Genomic DNA, 12,548 nt, shown 5'->3' with positions numbered 1-12,548 from the left:
AAGATGAGGAGGCAGAAAGAAATGCTTGAGAATGAAGAAAATAAAATGAACACAGAAAATAATGAATCAGAAGTAAAAAATGATAGTAATATAGAAAATACAGAAAGCAAAAAAACAACAGAGGAGATGTTTGAGGAATCCGATTTCGTGACACCACCACAGGAGAGCGCTTCTGACAGCCATATCAAAGGAACAGAAGGTGCTTCCCAGTACCGTTATTCCTACATCCAGAATCATCAGAAACAGGATCAGGTGAATGGTGATCAGCATAACGATCATCAGGAGACACCGCAGCAAAAGAGAAAACACAAACGCAGCATGAACCTGTATGCAAAAGTAATCTGCTGTGCAATCCTGTTCGGTGCAATTTCCGGTGGTATGGTACTTGGATCTTTTATGATCGGAAAAAATGCGGTAAAGACAACTGCTACTTCTACCACGTTAGAGACGAACGCTGAAAAACTGAGCACAAGCTCCGGCAGCAAGAGCAGTTCATCCAGTTCTTCTGATGGAAGCTATACGGTAGCAGAAATTGCAAAACAGTGTGAATCTTCTGTTGTCGCAATTACAAACCAGAGTGTGCAGGAAGTACAGACCATGTTTGGAACGTTGCAGCAGCAGAGTACCGGCAGCGGTTCCGGTGTTATTATCGGAAAGAATGATACAGAACTTCTGATTGCTACAAACAACCATGTAGTATCTGGCGCGGAGTCTCTGACCGTATGCTTTAACGATGATAAAGATGCTGTATTTGATGCAAAAATCAAAGGAACAGATGCAGATAACGATCTGGCTGTCATTGCAATCAAACTTTCTGATATTAGCGAGGATGTATTAAACAGTATTTCTATCGCCACACTCGGTGATTCCACACAGATGCAGGTTGGTGATCAGGTCGTTGCCATCGGTAACGCACTTGGTTTTGGTCAGTCCGTTACTTCCGGTGTCATCAGTGCAGTGGACCGTGAGGTTACGATTGATGATACCACTGCGACACTGATGCAGACAGACGCAGCCATCAACCCTGGTAACAGTGGCGGAGCTCTGTTTAACATGAAAGGTGAGGTCATCGGTATCAATAGTGCAAAATATGCCAGCGATCAAGTAGAGGGCATGGGATTTGCAATTCCGATGGCAAAAGCACAGGGTATCATTGAAAAACTGATGAATCAGGAGACCAGAGATAAACTGACCAGTGATTATGGATTTTTAAATATTACCGGACAGGATGTTACCTCTGAAGAGGCTGAGAAATACAATGTCCCGGAAGGGGTTTATGTCAGCGGAACTACAGATGGCGGTGCAGCAGCAAAGGCAGGTATCCAGAGAGGTGACATCATCACAAAACTTGGCAATACAACCATTACCTCTATTTCTCAGTTAAAAGACGAATTACAGTATTACAAAGCTGGTGAGACTGTTGAGATTACAGTTCAGAGAAACAGTGACGGAAAAGGTTATCAGGAGCAGACATTGAAAGTTACACTGGATAATGCATCCGAGCAGCAGACCAACACAACAAGCCAGAGCAATAGCAGTCAGTCAGATTCCAATGGACAGTATTCTTTTCCTGGATATGGAGACAACGACAGCAGCAATAGCCTAGAACAGTTTTTTGGCTATGGTAATTAAAGATCAGTAAGAAGATAATAGAAATAGATACATGCGCATTACAGAAAAATTACAGTTCACATGCGATATTCGCACGCTGGCTTTTATCTGTAATGCGTTTTGTATGTGAAAACTTCTTTACGCTGTCTTTATCTTGTGATAGAATGAACAAAACAAACTTTTACGAGTATTGGAGGCAGTTGAGATGAAGAAAAAAAGAATTGCAATTGCACTTGGACATGATGCACTGGGAACAACGCTTCCGGAGCAGAAAGAAGCAACCCGCCGTGCAGCAAAGGCAATTGCTGATTTAATACAGGATGATTGTCAGGTGGTTATCACACACAGTAACGGACCTCAGGTTGGAATGATCCATACAGCGATGTCTGAGTTCCACAGATTGTATACAGACTATACAGCGACACCAATGTCTGTATGTTCGGCAATGAGTCAAGGATATATCGGATATGACCTGCAGAATGCAATCCGTACAGAACTGATGAACCGCGGTGTATACCGTACAGTATCGACAATTCTGACACAGGTTATCGTAGATCCGTATGATGAAGCTTTTTATAAACCGAGCAAGATCATTGGACGTGTTATGACAGAAGAAGAAGCTGAAGAAGAAGAAAAGAAAGGTAATCACGTTGTAAAGACAGAAGAAGGTTACCGCAGAATCCTGGCAGCACCAACGCCTCATGAAATCGTTGAGCTGGATGCGGTTAATGCACTTATGAATGCGGATCAGGTTGTTATCGCAGCTGGTGGCGGTGGAATTCCGGTACTGGAGCAGGGGACAGTTTTGAAAGGTGCGAGTGCTGTTATTGAGAAAGATCTCATTGCCGGTTTGCTGGCTGATGGTGTTGAGGCAGATATGCTGATCATTCTGACTGGTGAGGAATGTGTCTATAAGAATTATGGCACAGATAAGCAGGAACCGATTCGTGAGATGACCTGTGCAGAGGCAAAGAAATACATTGCTGAGAGAGAGTTTGGCGAGGGAACCATGCTTCCGAAAATTGAGACAGCAATTTCTTACATCGATGATTATGCAACACGCCGGGTGCTGATTACGAAATTGGGGAGTATTGAAGCAGCTATGGCTGGTCAGACAGGCACAATTATAAAAAAATAAAAACAAAATGGGGGATAATGCATGATAGAGCGTGTATTATCCCTTTTACAGTTAGGTCAAATCAAATTTACTATATATAAAAATCATTTGATTTTCAAAAGTTACAGGAAAGGAACAGTATATTTATGAAAGAAATCCGTAAAACAAAAATCGTCTGCACACTTGGACCATCTACAGATAAAGGTGATGTACTTCGACAGTTGATGTTGGAGGGAATGAATGTTGCACGTTTTAATTTTTCTCATGGTTCTCATGAAGAACAGAAAGCGCGTCTGGACAAACTGGTGGCATTGCGTGAAGAACTGGAACTTCCAGTGGCTTCTCTACTGGATACGAAAGGACCGGAAATCCGTCTGAAAGAGTTAGAGGGCGGTAAAGCAGAATTAAAGGAAGGTCAGTTGTTTACATTGGCACTGGGAGATTTCGTGGGTGACGAAAACCGTGTGGCTATCACATACGAAGATCTTCATAACGATGTCAAAGTCGGTGACCGTATTCTGATTGATGATGGTCTGATCGAGATGAAAGTGGTTCGTCTGGATGATACAGATATTGTCTGTGAAGTTATCAACGGTGGTATGATTTCCAATAAAAAAGGTGTTAACGTGCCAAACGTAGAACTTTCTATGCCATTTATCAGCGAGACAGATTACAGTGATATTGTATTTGGTATTGAAAATGGTTTTGACTTTATTGCTGCATCTTTTACAAGAACAGCTGATGATATTTTGCAGATCCGCAAGATACTGGAAGAACATGATTGCAAGAGCATCAATATCATTGCAAAAATTGAGAATAAACAGGGTGTGGATAATATCGATGAAATCATCCGCGTATCCGACGGTATCATGGTAGCTCGTGGTGATATGGGTGTCGAAATTCCAATGGAGGATGTTCCGGTTATTCAGAAAGTCCTGATTGAGAAAGTATATAAAGCAGGAAAACAGGTTATCACTGCCACACAGATGTTGGATTCTATGATGAAACATCCGCGTCCGACCCGTGCGGAGGCGACAGACGTAGCGAATGCTGTTTATGACGGAACCAGTGCCATCATGCTTTCCGGTGAGACGGCTGCCGGTGATTATCCGGTGGAAGCACTGCAGACCATGGTAAAAATTGCATCCCGTACCGAGCAGGATATCAATTATACTTCACGTTTGAAAAAACGTGGAATCCTGATTAATCCTGATATTACGAATGCGATTGCTCACGCAACATGTACAACAGCAATGGATCTGAATGCATCTGCAATTATTACCGTATCAAATTCCGGTCGTACTGCACGTATGGTATCCAAATATCGTCCGACTTGCCCGATCATCGGATGTTCTGTTAACAAGGATGTATGCAGAAAAATGAATCTTTCCTGGGGTGTAACTCCGTTACTTGTAGAATTAAAACATAATTCAGATGAGTTATTTGATCATGCAGTAGATAAAGCAGAAGAAATGGGATTGATCAAGCAGGGAGAAATCGTTGTCCTGACAGCCGGTGTACCGCTTGGTATTTCCGGAACTACAAACATGATCAAAGTGCATGTGGCAGGACATATTCTGATGCAAGGAAAAGGATTGAATGATAGAACAGCTGCTGCAAATATGTGTGTGGTAAACTCTGTGGATGAATTAAAAGAAAAGTTTAAAGCGGGAGATATTATCGTAGCAAAAGACACCTGCAATGAGATGATGCCGCAGCTTAGACTGGCTTCCGGTCTGATCATTGAAGCGGAGGGTGTTAATACACATGGAGCAATTGCAGGACTTAGTCTTGATATTCCGGTATTAGTTGGCGCTGCAAATGCAACACAAATTTTGAAATCTGGTGCATTTGTTACATTAGATTGCAAAAAAGGTGTAGTTAGCTGTAATAGTTAAAACGTTGCCTTTAAATTTTGTGATTTATAAAAAAGAATCTGTGAAAAAAGAACAGGATATAAAAAAAGGACCAGGAGTTTTTGTAAACTCCTGGTCCTTCTTCTTTAACGGTATTTAGATACAATAGCATTCATTTCATCCCAGCATGCTTCCATATCGCGCACAAGTTTGAACTGTGTTCGTGCACGGTCAAGATTCTGTCCAGGTCGATGAACGGCAAAATAATGATCTCCTTCCAGATAATCTGTCAGGAATCGAATGCCACACTCTAATGTCATAAGCTTTGCACCCCATGGCAATGTCTCAACTTCCAATGGAGTCAGCGCATCTCCGGCAATTTCCAGAAATCCTTTTGTATATGCTTCAAATAATTCCAGTGAAAAATTAACCTTTGACAGATCCGGCTCATCCTCGGCATTGTGATTTGCACCAAAACGAATGGAATCACCAAAATCATTGGCTGCAAGTCCAGGCATTACGGTATCGAGATCAATGATACATAGTGCTTTACCGGTTTTGTCATCCAGTAGGATGTTGTTTAATTTTGTGTCATTATGTGTTACACGTAACGGTATTTTTCCGGCAGCCAGAAGGTCTGTCATATGAGAGCAGTCTGCTTCATGAGCTTCGATAAAGGCAATTTCTTCAGCAACTTCTGCTGCACGATGCATAACATCAGCAGCGAGAGCTTCTTTGAATTTGCGGAAACGATCCGGGGTATTATGAAAATTCGGAATGGTTTCATGCAAGGTAGAAGCATCATAGTCGGACAGATTTTTCTGGAACTGTCCGAAGGCTTTTGCAGAGGTATAAAAATCGTTAGCATCTCTGCACTGTTGCAGGCAGATGGTATGCTCAACAAAAGTGTATACACGCCATACGCCTTGTTCAGAATCAGTATAATAAGGAAGTCCGTTTTTGGTGTAAACCACTGTCATAGTTTCACGTTCAGTGTCGCCACCACATTTTTCAATGACATTTTTCAAATAAGAAGTAACGTTGCAGATATTTTCCATCAGTGCTTTGGGATTGGTAAAAATATCTGTGTTGATCCGTTGCAGGATAAAATGTTTGGTTTCCGATTCGGAAGAAACGGTTACAAGATTTGTGTTGTTAATATGTCCTTCCCCATAGGCATTAGTAGTCAGTGTGCCTTCTCCCCAGTCGAAGGCGGCGAGGACTTCATTAAATGCATCAGGTGAAAACTGTGTCATAGATATCTTCTCCTTTTTATCAATATAGATCATGAAGCCATAAAACCACTCCTGTGCAAGCACATCGTGGTTTTAGGCTTTTGCCCCCTGGCATCATTAGATTTTTTTATTGCCATAATGGTGACGGATATAAACCGGCATCTGCCATATCAGCAAGTGCTTTTACAATACCTGGTTTATCCTCACGGTAAGTAACACCATACCATTTGTCCGGACTCTGCAGTACTTTTACTGTAGCTTTTTCTTCATCCAGAAGCTGGCTTACAACGGATGGAAGAAAATATTCACCTTTCAGCGGATTGGATTTCATGGCATCATCCAGAAAAGCAGGGAAGCGTGCTTCAGCTTCTTTTATAAAGCTTTCACTGAATCCCCAGAGATTCATGGATACAATGGTATTTCCATCAATATCATGCCAGGTCTCACCCTTATCCTCCGTGAAGTGGATGCCGTTTTCATACTGCTCAATCTGAGTGTGCTCCACAACGCGGATCAGGTTAGAGTCAGCATCAGCAGTGCAGACACCGCGGGCGACAGAACCGTTTTCTGTAACGGTATTTTTTAATTGATAACCGACCATACAGTAACGATATTTATCATCATCACTGTGAGTGGAAAGGTAATCATAAATGATTTTAAAGCAGGTTGTGCCATAATAATCGTCGGCATTGATAACGGCAAACGGTGCATCAATGAGATGACGTGCTGCAAGAATTGCATGGCACGTTCCCCATGGCTTTTCACGTCCTTCCGGAACAAAATAACCTTCTGGCAGATCATCCAGATCCTGGAATGCATAAGCTACGTCCATGTATTTGGATACACGATCTCCGATAACTTCTTTGAATTCTTTTTCGATGGAATGTTTGATAATAAAAATTACTTTCTCGAATCCGGCGCGGCGTGCATCAAAAAGAGAGTAATCCATGATTACTTCACCGTGTCCACCAACTGGATCCATCTGTTTTAATCCACCGTAACGGCTGCCCATACCGGCTGCCATGACAACTAATACTGGTTTTTTCATATAGCAATGTCCTCCATATATAATGAGTAGTAAGTAGCATAAACGGATTGCGCATATCGGGGCGGGTCATTAAGCCATAAAACCACTCCTGTGCAAGCACATCGTGGTTTCAGGCTTTTGCCCCTGGCATCATTAAAAAAGTATATTACTTAATTGTCGATTACTTTCATTATACGTTTTTCTGACAGGAAAAACAACGATAAAAACAGAAGAAATATTGTGAAAACGTGTCAAATATGGAAGTAAAAAAAGGAGCTGTTAAAAAGTGGAAATTTATAAAAAAAAGAGCTTGCATTTTGTGAAAAAAAGAGGCAAGATAGCGGTATGCAAAGGAGATGGAACGATGTATATAAAAAACGGAATGGTATTTTTGCCGGAAGGAAGATTTGAAAAGAAAAATCTGAACTGCAACGAACGAATCCTTACAGTGAAAGCAGCAGATGAGGAGACGAGTATGGATCTGCCTGCAGATGAGGTGATGGTGGATGCTACAGGAAAGTATGTTATTCCGGGATTGGTGGATATCCATTCTCATGGGGCAGTCAATGCAGATGCAAGTGACGCAGATGTGGATGGATTGCGGAAAATGTCACGTTACTATGCGCAGAAGGGGGTAACAAGCTGGTGCCCGACGACCATGACACTCTCGGAAGAGCAGCTGTTGAAAGCAATGCATGCGATCCGGGATTTTACTTCAGATGGTGCAAATTGCGCGGGGGTGCATCTGGAAGGTCCATTTGTTTCTTATGAAAAGAGAGGCGCACAGAATGCAGCTTATTTGCAGAAACCAGATATAGAGGAACTGAAAAAATTAAACGAGGCCTGTGGTGGACAGGTTCGTATGATTACGGTTGCACCGGAGGAAGATAAAAATGATACATTTATCCGGGAGGCAAGTAAAATATGTACCGTTTCGCTGGGACATTCTGTGGCAGATTACGAGCAGGCAAAGGCTGCATTTGAAGCAGGTGCGACACATGTTACACATATGTTTAATGGAATGAACGGTCTGCATCATCGTAATCCGGGGATTATCGGAGCAGCTTTTGATGCGGGAGCTACGGTGGAACTGATCTGTGATGGTTTTCATATTGATCCATCTGTGATTCGCATGACAGCTGCATTATTTGGTAATAAATTGAATTTGATTTCCGATTCTATGCGTTGTGCGGGAATGCCGGAGGGAGAGTACTCCCTGGGCGGTCAGCCAGTGTGGATGAAAGCTGGAAAAGCAACGCTGGCAGATGGAACGCTGGCTGGTTCCTCTATCCATTTGATGGATGCCGTGCAAAATGTAGTTCGATTCGGAGTTCCTTTGGAGCAGGCGATACGGGGGGCAACTCTGACTCCGGCAGAGGCCATTGGATTGGAATCAGAAATTGGATGCATCCGGGAAGGTGCCAGAGCAGATTTGCTGATTTTGAATCAGGATTTAGAACTGGAAACTGTGATCATCGGTGGAAATAGCTGGAACTAAAAAGCATAAAACAATCAATGTAATAAAGACATGTGTGTTTTGACACCCATGTCATATATTATATAAAATAAACAGGCAAAATGAGGAGGGTTTTTACAATGAAAATTATCAGATCAAAAGATTATGATCAGATGAGCAGAAAGGCAGCAAATATTATTTCTGCGCAGGTGATCATGAAACCGGATTGTGTACTTGGGCTCGCAACAGGAAGTAGTCCGCTTGGTATTTACCGTCAGTTGATCGAATGGTACAATAAAGGGGATGTGGATTTTTCCGAGTGTTATTCTGTTAATCTGGATGAATATGTGGGATTGGACATTACCAGTGATCAGAGCTATGTTTATTTCATGCACCATAATTTCTTTGATTCCATCAATATTCGTGAAGATCATACTTTTATTCCAAATGGAAAAAATACGGACATTGCAGCTGAATGTGAGCGCTATGATAAAAAAATTGCATCTTTAGGAGGAATTGATCTGCAGCTTCTTGGTATCGGACGTAATGGACATATCGGATTTAATGAGCCGGATCATGTATTTACAAAAGGAACACACTGTGTCAGTCTGGCAGAATCTACCATCGAGGCTAATAAACGTTTCTTTGACAGTATTGATGATGTACCACGGCAGGCACTGACCATGGGAATCTGTGATATCATTCAGGCAAAAAAAGTTGTTCTGGTAGCATCTGGTGAGGATAAAGCTGATGCTGTTCAAAAGGCATTTTTTGGACCGGTAACTCCGGAAGTACCTGCATCCATCCTGCAGCTGCATCCGAATTTCACTCTGGTTGCAGATGAAGACGCATTAAAAAAAGTACTTGCATGAGCGTGAATAACGTGATATAGTAGACAGCGGAATAAGCATTTAAAGCTTGTTTCGCAAATGGGTGGATTCCCGAGTGGCCAAAGGGGACAGACTGTAAATCTGCTGGCGATGCCTTCGAAGGTTCGAATCCTTCTCCGCCCATTATATATATTAAAAAAGAATCGAAATGAGCAGAAGAAATCATCCGTGAGAAACCAAAACGGTTCGAATCCTTCTCCGCCCATTACTTTAAAAGGACTTCTTGAGGAAGTCCTTTTTTTTTGTGCAGAAAGATGATAGAATAAAGATATTATAGGGATAGGAGTAATCGTGAATATGGGAATCATTAAAGGAATTTGTATCAGCGAGAAAAGAGGAACGCAGAAGCATGAGGTGAATGAGGCAACATTAATTGCAGACTGGGGCATTGAGAACGATGCGCATGCCGGTCACTGGCACCGTCAGGTGAGCCTGCTTTCTCTGGAAAAAATAGAAGCATTTCGTGCCAGAGGCGTAGATGTGGCATTTGGCGCATTTGGGGAAAACCTGATCGTGGATGGTTACGATTTTCGGAATCTTCCGGTTGGAACAAGGTTTCGCTGCAATGACGTACTGCTGGAGATGACACAGATCGGAAAAGAATGTCATAGTCATTGTGAAATCTACAAAGTAGTCGGCGACTGTATTATGCCGCGGGAAGGTGTGTTTGCAAAAGTACTGGAAGGAGGAACCATCAAGGTCGGAGATGAATTAGTTTTGGTAGAGTAGGGTAGAATAGGAAACAACAAGCGACTTTACATTGAATTTACACAAAATTTATAAAATGCTGATAGCGGTTGAAATGAAAATGCAATAACATAGAAAGTACGCAGGGATTTTGCAGAACATGAGTGGAAGTACAAGAGGATAAGATAAAAAAATGAGTAGAATTTCAAATTTCATACGGGGATTATTTGAAAGAAACTCCGTAAATCAGCAGAAAATGAGCACTACACAGAAGGGCGGATGTGAAAAAAGAACGCAGCCGAAGCCTGAAAAAATGATTCAGAAGATACCTGTGGAAAAAAATACGAAAGAGGTATCAGAAATGGAAATACAGAATACACAAGTGCAGCCAGCTACAGCAAATACTATAAGGAGTGGGGAGCATATGGTACATTCATGTTATGATAATCGGGAACTTTCGTGGCTGAAATTTAATACGAGGGTACTGGAAGAAGCAGAAGATTTATCCAATCCATTTTGTGAGCGTTTGTCTTTTGCATCTATTTTCCAAAGCAATCTGGATGAGTTTTTTATGGTACGTGTCGGATCACTCTATGATCAGATGCTTGTATCCAAAGATATCCGAGATAATAAGACAAATATGACCTGCCAGGAACAGCTGTTTGCAATTTTTGATCAGGTAAAATTGCTGACCCAGAGAAAAGATGCGGCATATGCAGACCTGAAAGAAGGCCTGGAATCTTATGGCGTAGAAATCTGCAGTTATTCTGAGTTGGAAAAACAGGATGTGGAATTTCTGGATGCTTATTTTGAACATGAGGTACGTCCGCTGTTGTCACCACAGATTATCGGTAAGAAGCAGCCGTTCCCGTTCCTGAAGAGTAAAGACATTTATGCGGTAGTTGTATTGGAGAAGAAAAACAGAGATAAACTCGGAATTGTACCATGCAATCTGGATGTTATTCCGCGTCTTGTGCGCATTCCGGGACATGAAAATCGTTTTATGTTGCGTGAAGAACTGATTCTTCATTATATACCATTGATTTTTGACCGTTATAAGATCAAGAGTAAATCACTGATCCGTATTATTCGAAATGCGGATATTGATCCGGATGAGGAAATGTATGATGACGATACAGATTTCCGTCAGGTGATGGAGCAGCTTGTCAGCCGCAGAAGAAAACTGTGTCCGATCAAGCTGGAATACACACGACTGATGGATGAGTCTGTACTTGATACGCTGTGTGGTTACCTGGATTTGAAGAAAAAACATATCTTCCACTCAGAGGCCCCGTTGGATCTTTCCTTTTTTTCACGGATTCGGGATTTGCTGAGAAATAAGAAAGAACTGTTTTATGATAAATACGTACCGCAGATTCCGTCAGACATCAACATGTCTGAGAGCATTTTGAAGCAGGTGGAGAAAAAAGACCGTTTTCTGTTTTTTCCATACGACAGCATGCAGCCGTTCCTTCGTATGCTGAATGAGGCAGCGGAAGATCCGGAGGTTGTTTCTATTAAAATGACGCTGTATCGCGTGGCCAATGACAGTAAGGTAGTAGAGGCACTGATCAATGCGGCGGAAAATGGAAAAGAAGTTGTGGCACTGGTGGAACTGCGCGCCCGTTTTGACGAGGAAAATAACATTGAGTGGTCCAGAAGACTAGAGGATGCCGGATGCCGTATTTTATATGGTCTGGATAGATTGAAGGTACATTCTAAACTGTGCCTGATCACGAAAAAGACAGAGGATCATATTTCCTATATCACGCAGATCGGAACCGGAAATTATAATGAGAAGACTGCGAAACTGTATACAGATTTTTCATTGATGACAGCACATCAGGGCATTGGTGAGGAAGCAAATGAAGTATTTCAGAAGCTGTGCCTTGGTCAGGTTATGAAAGAGACAAAATATCTGATGGTAGCACCAAAATGCCTGCGAAATAAAATCCTGGACAAAATGGATGAACAGATTGCACTGGCAAAACGTGGCGAACCGGGTTATATCGGTGCAAAGATGAATTCTCTGACAGATAAACGCATTATTGAAAAACTGATGGAAGCATCTCAGGCTGGCGTGGACATTGAACTGATTGTGCGTGGAAGCTGCTGCCTGATTGCCGGAGTTCCGGGGGCAACGGATCATATTACGGTGCGCAGTATCGTAGGACGTTATCTGGAACACTCCAGAATCTACATTTTCGGTAACGATGAAGTATATATTGCTTCTGCAGACTTTATGACGAGAAATACCACACGTCGTGTGGAAGTAGCAACTCCGATTTACGATGAGGATATCAAAAAGCGTGTGCTTCACATTTTCAATGTTATCATGTCTGATAATGTCAAGGCAAGAGTGCAGATGGCAGATGGACAGTATGTTCATGCGGTACAGAACGGCGAGCCGGTGAATGCACAGAAATATTTTGAGACGATGGAAAATCGTTAAAACGGGATAGCAAGGTAAATGGATTCCTATGGCACATATGGTGGCTGTAGGAATCTGTTTTATCATGTATGGTTTTTCAGGGACATGCGGAAACTGTGTCTTGACAGGAGCAAAAAAGTAAGATAAGATAAATAAGTCAATTGCCCAGTTAGCTCAGTTGGTAGAGCAGAGGACTGAAAATCCTCGTGTCTCTGGTTCGATTCCGGAACTGGGCATT

The 12,548-nt window shown here is 42.1% G+C and carries 9 protein-coding genes and 2 tRNA genes; 9 read left to right on the top strand and 2 right to left on the bottom strand.

The features are described from left to right. The first annotated feature begins 21 nt into the window (after positions 1-21). The 3 genes from Q0I54_RS07515 (at position 22) to pyk (ending at position 4,626) form a co-directional block, all read left to right on the top strand. Complete coding sequence (locus Q0I54_RS07515) at positions 22-1,632, top strand: S1C family serine protease (RefSeq protein WP_296117660.1); 1,611 nt, start codon at positions 22-24, stop codon at positions 1,630-1,632. Positions 1,633-1,816: 184 nt separating this feature from the next. Then, positions 1,817-2,749: a carbamate kinase gene (arcC, locus tag Q0I54_RS07510; protein ID WP_296117658.1), complete on the top strand. Its 933-nt coding sequence runs from the start codon at positions 1,817-1,819 to the stop codon at positions 2,747-2,749. A gap of 125 nt (positions 2,750-2,874) precedes the next feature. After that, on the top strand, positions 2,875-4,626 hold the full coding sequence (pyk, locus tag Q0I54_RS07505; RefSeq protein ID WP_296117656.1) for a pyruvate kinase: 1,752 nt from the start codon (positions 2,875-2,877) through the stop codon (positions 4,624-4,626). Between the two features lie 104 nt (positions 4,627-4,730). On the opposite strand, the gene Q0I54_RS07500 is transcribed toward pyk, so the two are convergent. Both Q0I54_RS07500 and Q0I54_RS07495 read right to left on the bottom strand, forming a co-directional pair. Further along, entirely contained in the window at positions 4,731-5,840 is a 1,110-nt protein-coding gene (locus Q0I54_RS07500) for a phosphotransferase enzyme family protein (protein WP_296117654.1), read from the bottom strand. Positions 5,841-5,946: 106 nt separating this feature from the next. Then, positions 5,947-6,867, bottom strand: a complete 921-nt coding sequence (locus Q0I54_RS07495; RefSeq protein ID WP_296117652.1) for a sugar phosphate nucleotidyltransferase — start codon at positions 6,865-6,867, stop codon at positions 5,947-5,949. Between the two features lie 343 nt (positions 6,868-7,210). On the opposite strand from Q0I54_RS07495, the gene nagA reads away from it, so the two are divergent. The 6 genes from nagA (at position 7,211) to Q0I54_RS07465 (ending at position 12,546) form a co-directional block, all read left to right on the top strand. Further along, a complete protein-coding gene (nagA, locus tag Q0I54_RS07490) occupies positions 7,211-8,344 on the top strand; it encodes an N-acetylglucosamine-6-phosphate deacetylase (protein WP_296117651.1) in 1,134 nt (377 codons plus the stop codon). Positions 8,345-8,442: 98 nt separating this feature from the next. Then, positions 8,443-9,174 carry a glucosamine-6-phosphate deaminase gene (gene nagB / locus Q0I54_RS07485; RefSeq protein ID WP_296117650.1) on the top strand — a complete coding sequence of 244 codons (732 nt, stop codon included), beginning with the start codon at positions 8,443-8,445 and terminating at the stop codon, positions 9,172-9,174. 59 nt (positions 9,175-9,233) lie between these two features. After that, positions 9,234-9,315, top strand: a tRNA-Tyr gene (locus Q0I54_RS07480). Between the two features lie 174 nt (positions 9,316-9,489). After that, positions 9,490-9,921, top strand: a complete 432-nt coding sequence (locus Q0I54_RS07475) for an MOSC domain-containing protein (RefSeq protein WP_296117649.1) — start codon at positions 9,490-9,492, stop codon at positions 9,919-9,921. 151 nt (positions 9,922-10,072) lie between these two features. Then, positions 10,073-12,331 (top strand): polyphosphate kinase 1, encoded by a 2,259-nt coding sequence (gene ppk1, locus Q0I54_RS07470; RefSeq protein ID WP_367270796.1) that lies wholly within the window; start codon positions 10,073-10,075, stop codon positions 12,329-12,331. A gap of 142 nt (positions 12,332-12,473) precedes the next feature. After that, positions 12,474-12,546 (top strand) — tRNA-Phe (locus Q0I54_RS07465). Positions 12,547-12,548: the final 2 nt, after the last annotated feature.

This window comes from uncultured Eubacterium sp., assembly GCF_934295145.1.
Taxonomy (GTDB): domain Bacteria; phylum Bacillota; class Clostridia; order Lachnospirales; family Lachnospiraceae; genus Eubacterium_I.
The sequence above is the reverse complement of the archived record's forward strand: the minus strand, read 5'-3'. Positions and strand labels throughout refer to the sequence as shown.